Origin of the sequence: Micromonospora sp. NPDC051006 (assembly GCF_044456245.1) — a bacterium.
Taxonomy (GTDB): domain Bacteria; phylum Actinomycetota; class Actinomycetes; order Mycobacteriales; family Micromonosporaceae; genus Micromonospora.
In genome coordinates this window covers 1-13,294 of the sequence record NZ_JBITFP010000036.1, presented here as the reverse complement: position 1 = coordinate 13,294, position 13,294 = coordinate 1, and the positions used below count along the sequence as shown (strand labels likewise).

At 75.1% G+C, this 13,294-nt stretch carries 11 protein-coding genes; 9 read left to right on the top strand and 2 right to left on the bottom strand.

Features of this window, described 5'->3' with window-relative positions:
• Window positions 1-192 precede the first annotated feature (192 nt).
• Window positions 193-864 carry a BON domain-containing protein gene (locus ACIBBA_RS32085; protein WP_396702445.1) on the top strand — a complete coding sequence of 224 codons (672 nt, stop codon included), beginning with the start codon at window positions 193-195 and terminating at the stop codon, window positions 862-864.
• 150 nt (window positions 865-1,014) lie between these two features.
• On the top strand, window positions 1,015-2,076 hold the full coding sequence (locus ACIBBA_RS32080; RefSeq protein ID WP_396702506.1) for a glycosyltransferase family 4 protein: 1,062 nt from the start codon (window positions 1,015-1,017) through the stop codon (window positions 2,074-2,076).
• An 8-nt stretch (window positions 2,077-2,084) separates the two neighbouring features.
• Here the strand turns inward: ACIBBA_RS32080 and ACIBBA_RS32075 are convergent, their stop codons facing one another.
• Entirely contained in the window at window positions 2,085-3,470 is a 1,386-nt protein-coding gene (locus tag ACIBBA_RS32075; RefSeq protein WP_396702443.1) for a protein kinase, read from the bottom strand.
• 220 nt (window positions 3,471-3,690) lie between these two features.
• Between ACIBBA_RS32075 and ACIBBA_RS32070 the strand changes: the two genes are divergently transcribed.
• The 5 genes from ACIBBA_RS32070 to ACIBBA_RS32050 all read left to right on the top strand — a co-directional run bounded on the left by ACIBBA_RS32070 (window position 3,691) and on the right by ACIBBA_RS32050 (window position 10,538).
• On the top strand, window positions 3,691-4,521 hold the full coding sequence (locus tag ACIBBA_RS32070; protein WP_357051542.1) for a patatin-like phospholipase family protein: 831 nt from the start codon (window positions 3,691-3,693) through the stop codon (window positions 4,519-4,521).
• A complete protein-coding gene (locus tag ACIBBA_RS32065; protein ID WP_396702441.1) occupies window positions 4,521-5,543 on the top strand; it encodes a 1-acyl-sn-glycerol-3-phosphate acyltransferase in 1,023 nt (340 codons plus the stop codon). The genes ACIBBA_RS32070 and ACIBBA_RS32065 overlap by 1 nt, the downstream gene beginning before the upstream one ends.
• Window positions 5,544-5,552: 9 nt before the next feature.
• Window positions 5,553-5,873, top strand: a complete 321-nt coding sequence (gene cutA / locus ACIBBA_RS32060) for a divalent-cation tolerance protein CutA (protein ID WP_396702439.1) — start codon at window positions 5,553-5,555, stop codon at window positions 5,871-5,873.
• Window positions 5,874-5,893: 20 nt separating this feature from the next.
• Window positions 5,894-9,355 carry an SCO7613 C-terminal domain-containing membrane protein gene (locus ACIBBA_RS32055; protein ID WP_396702437.1) on the top strand — a complete coding sequence of 1,154 codons (3,462 nt, stop codon included), beginning with the start codon at window positions 5,894-5,896 and terminating at the stop codon, window positions 9,353-9,355.
• Window positions 9,356-9,488: 133 nt separating this feature from the next.
• The gene (locus ACIBBA_RS32050) at window positions 9,489-10,538 is read left to right on the top strand and encodes a fatty acid desaturase family protein (RefSeq protein WP_396702435.1); all 1,050 of its coding nucleotides are present in this window, start codon (window positions 9,489-9,491) and stop codon (window positions 10,536-10,538) included.
• Window positions 10,539-10,596: 58 nt separating this feature from the next.
• Here ACIBBA_RS32050 and ACIBBA_RS32045 read toward each other — a convergent pair whose 3' ends face one another.
• Window positions 10,597-11,367 carry a hypothetical protein gene (locus ACIBBA_RS32045; protein ID WP_396702433.1) on the bottom strand — a complete coding sequence of 257 codons (771 nt, stop codon included), beginning with the start codon at window positions 11,365-11,367 and terminating at the stop codon, window positions 10,597-10,599.
• A gap of 225 nt (window positions 11,368-11,592) precedes the next feature.
• Between ACIBBA_RS32045 and ACIBBA_RS32040 the strand changes: the two genes are divergently transcribed.
• Window positions 11,593-11,886: a 4a-hydroxytetrahydrobiopterin dehydratase gene (locus ACIBBA_RS32040; RefSeq protein ID WP_396702431.1), complete on the top strand. Its 294-nt coding sequence runs from the start codon at window positions 11,593-11,595 to the stop codon at window positions 11,884-11,886.
• The gene (locus ACIBBA_RS32035) at window positions 11,883-13,034 is read left to right on the top strand and encodes an FHA domain-containing protein (protein WP_396702429.1); all 1,152 of its coding nucleotides are present in this window, start codon (window positions 11,883-11,885) and stop codon (window positions 13,032-13,034) included. Before ACIBBA_RS32040 ends, ACIBBA_RS32035 begins: the two co-directional genes overlap by 4 nt.
• The last annotated feature ends 260 nt before the right edge of the window (window positions 13,035-13,294 follow it).

Below are 13,294 nucleotides of genomic sequence, written 5' to 3'. Positions count from 1 at the left end.
GTGACGCTCGCCGAGACGTCGTAACCGACACGAACCTGCCTCCTCCCTCCGGCGGCGGGTGACGGGCCCAAGGGGGTTGGGCCCGTCACCCGCCGCTCCCTCTCGCCACGACGGCGGTTCACCCGATCCGGGTGAACCGCCGTCACCCGTACCGGGGGCAGCCTCGGCAGGACCGGTGAGGGGAGGGGTGGGATGAGCACGGCAGCCGCCGCCCGCGAGGACCAGCGGATCCAGCAGGACGTCCTGGCCGAGCTGGCCTGGGACGCCGAGGTGCAGCCCAACGAGATCGGCGTGAGCGTCGAGCGGGGGGTGGTCACCCTGACCGGCTGGGTGGACAGCTCCGCCCGCCGCTGGGCCGCGACCCGCTGCGCCCAACGGGTACGCGGGGTGCGTGCGGTCGCGGACGACATCGAGGTACGCCTGGCCGGCAGTCCCGGGGTCACCGACGGTGAGGTCGCCATCGCGGTCGGCCGGGCACTGGAGTGGGACAGCTTCATCCCCGCCGAACGGCTGGACGTCACCGTGGCCAACGGCTGGGTGATGCTCCGCGGCGAGGTGGAGTTCGGCTGGCAGCGCCGCTCCGCGGAGCGGGAGGTGCGCCGGCTGCGGGGCGTGCGCGGGATCACCAACCTCATCGAGGTTCGCCCACCCGCCCCGACGGACGCCGACCGGATCCTGCGCGAGGTACGGCGGGCGCTCGGGCGCGCCGCCGGCACCCGGGGGGTCTCGGTGGCGGTGGACGGCGACACCCTGGTGCTCAGCGGTGTGGTGCGGTCCTGGTGGGAGCGGGACCAGGCGGAACGGGTGGCCTGGTCGGCGCCGGGCGTACGGGCGGTGGAGACCCAGCTACTCGTCGGCGAATGACGTCGCGCGTTGTCCGGTTTACCGCCGTCGGCACCGGGAAGTCCCCGCCGACCACCTGGACCGGCACCAGCGGACCGCGCACGCCAGGGACCAACGGGAGGACTCGTGGCCGTGAACCACCCACCGGCCGGCCGGCCGTTGCGGATCGCGATGCTGGTCCCGCCGTGGCTGTCCGTGCCGCCGCCGGGCTACGGCGGGCTGGAACAGGTGGTCGCCGGCCTGGTGGACGGGCTCTCCCGGTACGGGCACGCGGTCACCCTGTTCGGTGCCGGCAGGAAGCACGGGACCGCGGCGCGGAACTTCGTCTCCACCAACCCGGACGTGCAGTACGAGCGGCTCGGCGAGGCGCTGCCGGAGCTGGCCCACCTGGCCCGGGTGAACCACCTGATCGACGCGGCGGACTTCGACATCGTGCACGACCACACCACCATCGGCCCGCTGGTCGCGGGGCGGCGGGCAGTGCCCACGGTGGCCACGGTGCACGGCAACCCGGTGGGTGAGTACGGCGACGTGCTCAGCGACACCGACGAGGGGGTCGGCCTGGTCGCCATCTCACACGCCCAACGCCGGCTGAACCCCGGTCTGCCCTGGGTCGGCACGGTGCACAACGCGCTGGATCTCACCGGCATCCCGCGCAAGACCGTGCCCGGTCGGGGGCCGGTGCTCTGGCTGGCCCGGTTCAGCCCGGACAAGGGACCGGACGTCGCGATCAGGGCCTGCCGCGAGGCGGGCCTGCCGCTGCTCCTGGCGGGAAAGTGCAACGAGCCGGCCGAGCGCCGCTACTACGACGACGTGGTCGCGCCGCTGCTCGATGACGACGTCGAGGTGGTGTTGAACGCCGACCGGGCGGAGACGCTGCGGATGCTGGTCGACGCCCGGTGCCTGATCATGCCGATCCAGTGGGAGGAGCCGTTCGGCATGGTGATGGTGGAGGCGATGGCGACCGGCACGCCGGTGGTCGTACTCGGTCGAGGGGCCGCGCCGGAGCTGGTCCGGTCCGGGGTGACGGGGCTGGTCTGCGACCGGGCCGAGGAGTTGCCCGCGGCGCTGCGGGCGGCGGAGCGGATCGACCCGGCGGACTGCATCGCGCACGTGGCGGAGAACTTCTCCATCTCCCGGATGGCGCTCGGCTACGAGGCGGTCTACCGGCAGGTCGTCGGCGAGGGTGTGGGACAGGCCCTGCTCGAGCCGGCCCGGGTCACCGCCCGCTGACCCCGGTTTCAGGCCCGCGCGGTCGCCAGCTCGGCGATCGCGGCGTCCAGTCGTCCGGCGTACGCGTGGCTGATCGCGCCCTCCCGGACCCGGACGGCGACCTTCTCCCGTAGCCGGGCGACCGGTGGTGCGAGGTCGCTGCGACCGCCGCTCGCCGACGCGCGGAGGTTGCGTAGCTCGTTACGGAGATCCAGGCCCACGTCGGAACGGATCTCACCGGCGGTCAACCCGGTGCCGATCAGACCCTCCACCCGGTGGGCCGCCTCGACCAGCGTCGCCGGCAGGCCGCTCGGCGGCGGCGCCGGCGTGGCCGCTGCCGGTGGGTGTCGGGTGGCGTCGGACGACGACGGGCCGGTCGCCGACGGGGCGGTCGGCAGCGCGTGGTTCGGTGGTTGCCGCTCCGGCACCAGCAGCGGGACGGTGACCGCCACCGCCACCGCCAGCCCGGCCGGAACCAGCAGCACCGCCCGGAGCGGTCGACGCCGAGGCCTGTCGGTGGACGGTGGGACCGCCGGCAGGGTCGATGCGGCGGGCCGCCGGGGGGCCGAGCGGGGATCAGCTGCCTGCAACTCTTCCCGCAGGACGGTGGCGACCTGGCGGGCGGTGGGGCGGGCCGCCGGATCCCGGGCCAGGCAACGCAGCGCGATCCCGGCCACCTCCGCCGGCAGCCCCCGCACCCCGGCCAACGAGGGCCCCCGCCCGGTGGCCAGCGCCGTGCTGAGCTGCTCCCAGGTCTCCGCCGGGTACGGCACCCGCCCGGTGAGGGCCTCGTGCAGCAGCACCCCGAGGGAGTAGACGTCGGTGGCCGGCTGGGCGGGCGCCCCGTCGAGCCGCTCCGGCGCGACGTACGCCGGGGTGCCGAAGGTGCCGCCGTCCTCGTCCTCGTCCGGTGCGCCGATCCGGGTAGCGATGCCGAAGTCGAGCACCTTCGCGCCGACCGGGGTCATCATCACGTTGGCCGGGGTGATGTCGCGGTGCACGATGCCCAGCCGGTGCGCGCAGGCGAGCGCGTCGGCCACCTGCGCGCCGATCTCGACCGCGTCGCACCAGGGCAGCGGCCCCTCGGTCAGTCGCCGTTCCAATTCCTCGCCGGTGAGCAGCTCCATCACCACGAACGAGGTGATCCTGCCGTCGGGTGCGACCGTCTCGCCGTAGTCGTGCACCGACGTCACGTGCGGGTGCACCAGTTGGGCGGCGGCCCGCGCCTCGTCCCGCACCATGTCCCGGAACCGGGCGTCGGCGGCCAGCGACGGCGCGAGGACCTTGAGGGCCACGACCCGGTCGAGCACCTCGTCGTGGGCCCGCCAGATCACCGACATGCCGCCGGCGCCGATCTGGTCGAGGAGTCGGTACCTGCGGGCCAGCAACCGGCCCGGGTGGAGTGCTGCCGTCACGGATCGCACCTGCCTCGTGGTGGGAGCGGTATCAGGTTGCGCGAATGTTTCCTGCCTGTCAACGGCCGCCGACCACCCGTGGGCCGTCGACGATGATCGATCACGGTCGCGGCGGCGCGGCCGGCCGGCTGGGCACACCGCATCGGGCGGGCCTGGCGTCCGGCCGGTCCGGCGCCCCGGGGCGGTGGCCGACCGGCGCGGCCGTGCCAGGATGAACGGCATGGCGGGGGGACCGGTGGCGTTCGTGCTCGGCGGTGGCGGCGTGCTCGGAGCGGTCGAGGTCGGCATGCTGCGTGCGCTGTTCCGGGCCGGCATCCAACCGGATCTGGTGCTCGGCACGTCGATCGGCGCGGTCAACGGCGCCCTGGTCGCCGCGGACCCGACCGAGGCGGTCACCGACCGGCTGGTCCGGCTCTGGGCCTCGCCGGAGGCGAGCGAGGTCTACGGCGACTCGGTGGCCCGGCAGCTGCGCCGGTTCGCCGCCCGGACCCACCTGCACTCGCCCCGCCCGCTGCGCCGGCTGCTCGAATCCGAGCTGGGGGCGGAGACCACCTTCGCCGACCTGCGGGTGCCGTTCCGCTGCTGCGCGGCGCACATCGAGCGGGCCGCCGAGCACTGGTTCGACACCGGCCCGGTGGTGCCGGCCGTGCTGGCGTCCGCCTCGGTGCCCGGGCTGCTGCCGCCCACCGAGATCGACGGCGCGCACTACGTGGACGGCGGGATCGTCAACTCCATCCCGATCGGCGAGGCGGTGGCCGTCGGCGCCACCCGGATCTTCGTCCTCCAGGTGGGGCGGATCGAACGGGAGCTGACCCCGCCCCGCCGGCCGTGGGAGATCGCCCAGGTCGCCTTCGAGATCGCCCGACGGCATCGCTTCTTCCGCGAGATGGCGGCGCTGCCCGACGGGGTCGAGGTGCACGTGCTGCCGACCGGTGGGCTGAACCCGCGTGACGACACGCCCTGGGCGTACCGGGACATGGCGGCGGTGGGCCGGCGGATCAGCCGGGCGTACACCGCCTCCCGGCGCTACCTGGCCAACCTGGAGCGCTGATGCCGCTGCCCCCGCGCTGGGTACGCCGGGTGCTGCTGGCGCCCGCCGTGGTCCTGCTCGCCTTCGTGGTGGTCACCACGCTGCCGGTCTGGGCGCTGCTCGCGGCGGCCCTGTCGCCGCTGGTGCCCGGCCGCTTACGCCCGCTGCGGCTGCTCTGGATCGGCTGCGTCTACCTGGTCTGGGACGCTGCCGCGCTGCTCGCGCTCTTCGTGCTCTGGGTCGCCGCCGGGTTCGGTCGGCAGTCCCGGTCACCGGCCTTCCAGCGCGCCCACTACCAACTCGCCGGCTGGTTCCTGCGGGTGCTCTTCTGGCAGGCCCGCTGGACGCTGCGGCTGCGAATCGACGTGGTCGGCACCGATCCGGACACCGCGCTGCCCGGCCGGCCCGAGCTGGTGCTCTGCCGGCACGCCGGGCCCGGCGACTCGTTCATGCTGATCCACGCCCTGGTGAACTGGTTCCAGCGCGAACCGCGGATCGTGCTGAAGGAGAGTCTCCAGTGGGACCCGGCGATCGACGTGCTGCTCAACCGGTTGCCGAACCGGTTCATCGCGCCGGCCCGGGACGGTGACCGGGGCGAGGCGCTGCTCCGGCAGATCGGGCACCTGGCCACCGGCCTGGACGACGACGACGCCTTCGTGATCTTCCCGGAGGGCGGCAACTTCACCCCCGGCCGCCGGCTGCGCGCCATCGCCCGGCTCCGCTCGCGCGGGCTGGAGCGGATGGCGCTGCGCGCCGAACGGATGCGGCACGTGCTCGCCCCGCAGCCCGGCGGGCTGCTGGCCGCGCTGGACGCCGCTCCGGACGCCGGGGTGATCTTCGCGGCGCACACCGGCCTGGACCGGATGATCACCGTCACCGATGTTTGGCGCGAGCTGCCGATGGACAAGCGGATCGTGCTGCGGTTCTGGTCGGTGCCACCGGAGGAGATCCCCACCGGCCGGCAGGAGCGCATCGACTGGCTCTACGACTGGTGGGCCCGGATCGACGAGTGGATCGCGGCCAACCGTGACGACCCCGCGTAGGGTGCGGGCGTGGACCAGATCAGCGTGGTGACGACCGTGGTGGACGCCCGCTCGGTCGCCGACGTGCTGGCGGCCGCCGCCGTCGCCGGCCGGCTCGCCGCCTGCGCCCAGGTCGGTGGACAGGTGGACGGCACCTACTGGTGGCGCTCCGGGGTGGAGACCAGCACGGAGTGGTCGGTCCAGTTCAAGACCGCCCCGGACCGGGTGACCGCCCTGGTCGACCAGATCCGGGCCAGCCACCCGTACGAGGTGCCGGAGATCCTGGTGTCCCGGGTGGAGAGTGGCGATCCGGCGTACGCCGGCTGGGTGCACGAGCACACCCGTCCCTGAGTACGCGCACTCTGGTCCCGGTGACCGGGGCTGTCCACGATGGCCTGGTGGAGAACACCGGCTACCCCTGCCCCGCCTGCGGCGCCCCGGCCGATCTGAGCGCCGGCTGCCCCGGGTGCCGGCGAGCGCCCGACCCGGAAGCCGCCGAGGTGATCCGGCTCGACCGGGAACTCGTCGTGCTCGGCGCCGAGGTGGAGCGGGCGCGGCTCGCGTACGCCGAGCTGGTCGAGCGGTTCCACCTCACCCGGCAGCGCCGGGCGCAGCTGGCCAGCCAGGTCCGTACCCGGGTCGCGGCGCCGGTCGGGCCGGCCGCGGGTCGGGCGCCGTCGGCGGCGCCCCCGGCACCGCTGCCGCCGGCCCGCTCGGAGGCGGGGCGGCCGGAGACCTCGGCCCGTACCGTGCAGGGTCTGCTCTTCGTCCTGGGTGGGCTGCTGCTCGGCACCGCGGCGGTGGTCTTCACGGCGGTGGCCTGGGCGTCCGTCGGGGTCGCCGGGCGGGCGCTGATCCTGGCCGCCGTCACCGCGCTCGCCCTGGCCGCGCCGCTGGTGGCGGTGCGGCGCGGGCTGCGCGGCACGGCGGAGACCTTCGCCGCGGTGGGGCTGCTCCTGGTGCTGCTCGACGGGTACGCCGCGTGGTCGGTGGACCTGGCCGGGGTGGCCGGCTGGCCGGGCACCCGCTACGCCGCGCTGGTCGGGGGGGCCAGCGCGGCGGTGGCGGCGGGTTACGCCCGGCTCAGCCGGTTGACCGGGCCGTGGTTCGCGGCGCTGGTGGCCGCGCAGCCGGTGCTGCCGCTGCTCTCCGCCGAGGCCCGGCCGGGGGCCGACGGTTGGGCGGTCACCCTGGTCGCCGTGGCGGTGCTCGACCTGGCGGTGCTCGTCGTCCTGGCCCGCCGGGCCGGTGCCGGTTCGGCCGTGCTGGCCGGGCGGGTGCTGGCCTGGACGGGGTTCGGCGCCGCGCTGACCGCCGCCGCCGGGTGCGCGCTCGTGCCGCTCGGCGAGGGCCGGGCGGTCGGTTCCCCGTTGCTGGCCGGGCTGCCGCTGCTGATGGTGGCCGCCACGCTGGTCGGCGCGGCCCTGCTCACCGGCGGGCCGACCTTCCGATGGCTCGCCACCGGCGCGTTGCTGCCGGTGCTCGCCGCCGCGCTGCTGCGCCCGGTGGCCGAGCTGCGGCCGTCGCTGCTGCTACTGGCCACGGCGTTGGTCGCGGCGGGGCTGGCCGGTGCCGTGGCGCTGCTGCCGGCCGCCTGGCGTACCGGCCCGCGGGTCGCGGCGCTGCTGGTGGGGCTCGGGGTGACGATCCTCGCCGCGCTGCTCACCGGGGCCCTGGCGCTCGGCGCCGTCGGCCGGTCACTTCCGCCGTGGCGGGGCGCCGCACCCGGGCCGGACCTCGACTGGGGTTGGCAGCTGCCGGTCGCCGTGGTGGTGGCGGTGGGCGCGGTGGCGCTGCTGGCGCCGCGCGCCTTCCGCCCGCTGACCGGGCCGGTCGGCCTGGCGCTGAGCGTGCTGGCGGTGCCCGCGGCCTGGCCGTCCGCCTGGCCGGCGGTGGTCGCCGTCGACCTGCTCGGCGCGGCGGCGTTGCTGCTGATCGCGGTGCTCGACCGGGCGGCCCGGGTCGGCCCGGTGCCGCCGGCAGTGGCCGGAGCGGTCCTGCTGGGGCACGGGCTGCTGGTGTCGCTGGCCGCGCCGATCGGCGCGCTGACCACGCTCGGGTCGACCGTGCTGCTCGGGGTGGCGGTGGCCGCGCTCGGCCGCCGGGAACCCGCCGCGCCCCGCGTGGTCACCGGGCCGGCCCTGGTCGCGGCGCTGCTGGCCACACCGGCCGGCGTCGCCGTCGGGTTGGCCGCCGCCGACGTGCCCGTCTGGTGGCGGGCGCGGGCCGCCCTGGTCACCGCCGTGCTGCTGCTCGTGGCGTTGCGCCTGGTCCGTCGCCACTGGGCGGAGCTGAGCGGGTACGCCGCGACCGGGATCGCCGTCGCGCTGACAGCGGCCGGGATGGCGCCGCCGCTGTTGCCGGCCGACGAGCCGCTGGCGGTCTACGCCGCGCTGGCGGTGCTGGCGCTCGCCGCGGCCCTGCGGGAACCCGATGACATCGCGCTGCGGTTGGCCGGGCTCGCGTTGGCCGTGGTGACCGTCGTCGTCGCGGCCCCGGCGCTGCTGGCGGCGCTGATCAGCCCGTACGGCCGGACGGTCGAGGTCTGGTCCGGCGCGCCGACGGCCGAGCCGGTCCCGGCGGCGCTGCCGGCCGGGCTGGCCCTGGCCGGGCTGGCGCTCGCCGTGGCGGTGGCCGGCCGGGCGCTGGGCGCGCCCCGGTGGACGGCGTCGGTCGCCGCGCTGCCGTTCGCCGCGTCCGTGCCGCCGCTGCTGCTGGTCGCGGTGGGGGCGCCCTGGCCGGTCGGGCCGGCCGTGACCCTGCTTACCGGGTCGGCGGCGCTGCTCGCGGCCGCCCTGCTCAACCCGCGCCCGCTGCTCGCCCCGATCGCGGTGCCGGTCGGGCTGCCGCTCGCCGCCGCCGGGCTGGCCGGGCTCGCCGCGACCCGGGCGGGCACCCTCGCGGGGCTGGGCGTGCTGCTGGTCGCCGCCGCGCTGGCCGGCGTGGCCGGTCGGCGCGTCGAGGCGAGGGTCGCCGGGGCTCTCACGGCGGTGGCCGCCGGCACCGGCCTCGCGATCACCGCGTCGCTCGCCGGCGGGCTGCCACTGCGCGGCGCGGCGTTCGCCGTACTCGCCGTGGCGGCGCTGACCCTGGCCGTCGCCGCCGTCCTGCCCGCCCGCCCCGGACCCGCAGCCGCGGGCGAATCGGCGGTGCCGCCGGGCGGTGTGTCGCCGGTCGGCCGGCTGCTCGACGTCGCCGCCCAGGCGGTGGCGCTGGTCGCATTCCTGCTCGCCCTCGGCGCGCTGCGGCACGCCGCGGCGGTCTGCGTTCTCTGGGGCGCCGCAGTCGGCCTGCGGCTGCTGCGCGTAGGCGAGCCGGTCGGGCGGCGGTGGGTCTTCGCCGGCATCGCCGGCGGCAGCGAGCTGCTCGGTGGCTGGCTGCTGCTGGCCGCCGGTCGGGTGGTGCTGCTGGAGGCATACACCCTGCCGGCGGCGGCCCTCGCGCTCGGTGCGGGTCTGGTGGCGCTGCGGACCCGGCCCGGGCTGACCAGTTGGCTGGCGCTCGGCCCCGGACTGGGCGCCGCGCTGCTGCCGAGCCTGGTGTCGGTGCTGGTGGCGCCGGATCCGCAGCCGTGGCGGCGGCTGCTGCTCGGCGTCGCGGCGCTCGCGGCGGTGCTGGCCGGAGCCGCGCGCCGCTGGCAGGCCCCGGTGCTGCTCGGCGGGACGACTCTGGCGCTGCTCGCGCTGCACGAGCTGGTCCGCGGCTGGGACCTGCTGCCCCGGTGGATCTTCCTGGCGGTCGGCGGTCTCGCGCTGATCGGGCTGGCCGCCAGCTACGAGCGCCGCCGACGGGACCTGCACCGGCTCCGCGCCGCGCTCGGCCGGATGGGCTGACGGCGGCCGAGGGTAGGGCTCGCCCTACCCCCGATTCGGGGGTGTCCAGGGTTACTCAGCGCAACCATTCAGCGGAGACTCGGAGGTGGCGTCGAGCCGTACGGCCGGCGGTAGGCGAGGAACGGGAGCGGCGATGGTGCTCGAAGCAGTGGCGGATCCGCCGGTACGGCGGGGCAGTGACTATGCGCAACTGTCTCGGCGGATCGCCAAGGCGGGTCTGCTGGAACGACGTCCGGGCTGGTACGCGACCCGGATCGCGCTCACCCTCGGCGCCTTCGTGGCCGGCTGGGTCGCGGTGGTCCTGGTCGGCGACTCCTGGTGGCAGGCGTTGCTCGCCGCGGTGATGGCGGTGGCCACCACCCAGGTGGCGTTCCTCGGTCACGACGCCGGGCACCGGCAGATGTTCCGCCGGCGCGGCCCGAGCGAGGTGGTCGGCCTGCTCGCCGGCAACCTGGCGGTCGGGCTGAGCTACGGCTGGTGGGTCGACAAGCACAACCGGCACCACGCCAACCCCAACCACGAGGACGAGGACCCGGACGTCGGCGCCGGCGCGCTGGTCTGGACGTACGAGCAGGCCCTCGAGACCCGGGGATTCGGCCGTTGGCTGGCCCGTCGGCAGGCATTCCTGTTCTTCCCGCTGCTGCTGCTCGAGGGGCTGAGCCTGCACGTGGCCAGCATCCGGGCGATCGTCGAGCGGGAGCCGGGCGGGAAGTTCCGTACCCCGATGCGGCACCGGGCGGTCGAGGCGCTGCTGCTCGCAGTGCACACCGCCGGCTACCTGGCCCTGCTGCTGCTGGTCATGTCGCCCGGTAAGGCGCTGGTCTTCGCGGCCGTGCACCAGGGGCTGTGGGGGCTCTACATGGGCTGCGCGTTCGCCCCGAACCACAAGGGCATGCCGATGCCGACCGCCGAGGACGACCTCGACTTCCTGCGCAAGCAGGTGATCACCTCCCGCAACGTGCGAGGTGGCCGGGTCACCGATGTGGCGCTGGGCGCGCTGAACTACCAGATCGAGCACCACCTCTTCCCGAACATGCCGCGGGCGAACCTGCGCCGCGCCCAGCCGATCGTCCGGGCCTACTGCGCGGAGCAGGGCATCCCGTACGCCGAGACCGGGCTGATCGAGTCGTACCGGCAGGCGCTGGGCCACCTGCACGAGGTCGGCCGGCCGCTGCGGGGCTGAACGACCACGGAAAAGGGGCGGCGCCGACCGGCGCCGCCCCTTTTCGCTGCCGCTCGGATCAGCCGCCGAACGCCTTGATCAGCTCGGCCGGGGCCTCCTGGGTGTCGGCCGCCGGCGGCTTGCTGACGTTCACCGCGGTGACGAAGTCCGAGAAGGTGGTCGTCATCGTGCCGAGCGACTCGTGCAGCGCGCTGATGTCGACGGCGGTCTGGGTGAGCCGGCCCTCGGCGTCCATCGTGGCGGTGAACGGCACGGCCTTGGCCTTGTCACCGAGCGCGGCGATGTCCTTGTCGTTCGGCACGGACCGGGTGTAGTCCATGGTGCCGGCGAAGCTGCCCGGCGCGGTCTCCTTGACCTCCACCACGCTCTTGATCAGCTTGTTGGCACCACCTGGGTCACCCTCCGGCATGAGGTTGAGCTGGCCGCTCTCGCCGAGCTTCGTGGCGTCCATGTGCAGCCACTTCTTCGGCAGCGAGGTCGCTCCGGTCACCTTCAGGTACGCGTCGTTGCCGACGATGAGCATCCGGATCTTGCCCTGCGTACCGAGGTCCATCGTCATGTCCGCGGTCTTGTTGGTCGGGTCCATCACGCCGCCGCCGTTGAGCACCGACGACTCCGTCTTCATCCGGAGGCTCTGCTCGTTGATCTTCTGCGCGGCGGCGGTGAGCTTGCCGAGGGCGTCCGCCGGAACGCTGCTGGCCGGGGCCCCGCTGGCGTTGCCGTTGGCGGCTGGATCGTCGGCCCCCGTCTGCTTGCCGCATCCGGTCAGACCGAGTCCGAGCGCTGCGACGAGCGCGACCCCCGTGGTCGCCAGCCGTCGAGTTTTCATGATGGATAACTCCTCGTGAAGGGTTGGCCAGGTGACGACGACAGTCGATCCCGGCCGGGCCGCTGGCCAGCCTAACCAACCTGAGCCACTGCCGCGCGTCGATGCCTGGGCGCCCCGCGCGTCGACCGGGACCGGCGGCAGCGGGCATCGGTCGCGGCCGGCGTGCCCGTCGGCGCGGCCACCGCCTGTCGATTCCCGGCTCACCTGCACCGGTAGGGTCTTGGCATGGCAGACGTGCTCACCGCGGAGGCGGTGGAAGACGAGCTGGGCGGGCTGGCGGACTGGTCGGGTGACGGCGCCGGGATCACCCGCACCGTGGAGCTGGCCAGTTTCCCGGACGCCATCGCCGTGGTGGACCGGGTCGCCGTGACGGCCGAGGAGCTCGACCATCACCCCGACATCGACATCCGGTGGCGGACCCTGACCTTCCGTTGTGTCACCCATTCGGCCGGCGGGGTCACCCACCGCGACTTCGCGTTGGCCCGACGGATCGACGAGATCATCCGGAGTGCCCGATGAGATTCGAGATCAGCAAGGTGCTCGACGCCATCGAGGGTCGGGTCTGCACCGACCCGTCGCTGGCCCGGGCCGTGGTCGACCTGGCCGAGGTGATCCGCTACCAGGACCTGGACGGCGGGCGGCCGGCGAGCCTGCTCCGGCTCGGCATGGTGATCGACGCCCTCTCCCGCGAGCTGGAGGAGGACAGCGTCCAGGTCTACGCCGTGGTGCACCGGGCGCTGCTCTCCGACGCCGACCTGACCTCCAACGAGCGGATGGTGGTCCGCCGGTGGGCCGACGACGGGCTGGTCGAGGTGCTCGACAACCCGGGTGACCGGATGCTCGAGGTGGCCGACCTGCTGGGGCTGCCGGTGCTCAGCCGGGTTCGCTTCGACGGCCTGCGCGGTCGTTTTCCGTGGTTGGTCGAGCAGGCCGGGCGGGTGGTCGCCCCGGTGCCCGGCTCCGGTGGGCCGGTCTTCATCGCCCACGTCGGCGGCGGCGACAAGCCGGTGGCCGGCAAGCGCTCGCCGGCCGGGGTCAAGCTGCTGGCCCGCCAGTGGCGGTGCCCCGAGTCGGGTTGCGCGCTGTTCGGCGGCGGCGGTGGCGGGGGAGCCTTCGCCGACCTCGCCCGGGTGCAGCACAGTCCCGCGGGGCAGCCGCCGCCGGCGCTGCGTAATGGCGTACCGACGTGCCCGCGGCACGGCGCCCGGCTCGGTGACGGCGGGCCCCGGCCGCGTACCGAGGTGCTCGCGATCCGGATCGGCGGGTTGGTCCGGCGCCGGTTCGTGCTCACCGAGGAGCAGCCGGTGCTGGTCGGCCGGGCGCCCGAGCGGGACGGCGGGATCATGCTCGGGCAGTGGCTCAACGACGAGGCCCGGCGCTGGATCAGCCGCAGTCACATCCAGTTGGAGCTGCGGGTCGGCGAAGTGATCGTGACCGACGTCAGCACCAACGGCTCCGGCATCCGCCCCGGCGGCTCGATGACCGAGTCGGAGCGGCTCCCGCTCGCCCCGCAGCAGTCCCGGGTGCTCGCCGAGAACGACATGGTGGAGCTCTATCCCGGGGTGCAGGTCGGCCGGGCGGAGGAACTGCCCACCGGCGCGCCGTTCACCCCCACCTCGGTGATGGCCGAGGCCCCCACCATGGCGATCCGCCTCCCGCGCCCCTGACCCGCTCCCACCCGGCCCCCGCCCCCTCTCGTCGATCATGAAGTTGTTGTCACGACACGCCGTGACCGATGGCAATAACTTCATGATCAACGAGGTGGGCGGGTGGGGGCGGGGGTGTGAATGGCGGCGGGGGGGGGGGGGGGGGGGGGGGGGGCGGCGCGCGCCCCCGGGGCGCCCCCCCCCGCCGCCCCCCACCGCACGATGATCGGCATCAGGGCCCCCCCCCCCCCCCCGCCGCGACAAAGAGGCAACCCACCCCC

What these genes read in the sequence shown, in the direction of transcription:
- ACIBBA_RS32040 (WP_396702431.1), top strand. Translation starts at nt 11,593, where the DNA reads ATGGCAGACGTGCTCACCGCGGAGGCGGTGGAAGACGAGCTGGGCGGG.
- ACIBBA_RS32065 (WP_396702441.1), top strand. Translation starts at nt 4,521, where the DNA reads ATGCCGCTGCCCCCGCGCTGGGTACGCCGGGTGCTGCTGGCGCCCGCC.
- ACIBBA_RS32070 (WP_357051542.1), top strand. Translation starts at nt 3,691, where the DNA reads ATGGCGGGGGGACCGGTGGCGTTCGTGCTCGGCGGTGGCGGCGTGCTC.
- ACIBBA_RS32045 (WP_396702433.1), bottom strand. Translation starts at nt 11,367, where the DNA reads ATGAAAACTCGACGGCTGGCGACCACGGGGGTCGCGCTCGTCGCAGCG.
- ACIBBA_RS32035 (WP_396702429.1), top strand. Translation starts at nt 11,883, where the DNA reads ATGAGATTCGAGATCAGCAAGGTGCTCGACGCCATCGAGGGTCGGGTC.
- ACIBBA_RS32080 (WP_396702506.1), top strand. Translation starts at nt 1,015, where the DNA reads ATGCTGGTCCCGCCGTGGCTGTCCGTGCCGCCGCCGGGCTACGGCGGG.
- ACIBBA_RS32085 (WP_396702445.1), top strand. Translation starts at nt 193, where the DNA reads ATGAGCACGGCAGCCGCCGCCCGCGAGGACCAGCGGATCCAGCAGGAC.
- ACIBBA_RS32050 (WP_396702435.1), top strand. Translation starts at nt 9,489, where the DNA reads ATGGTGCTCGAAGCAGTGGCGGATCCGCCGGTACGGCGGGGCAGTGAC.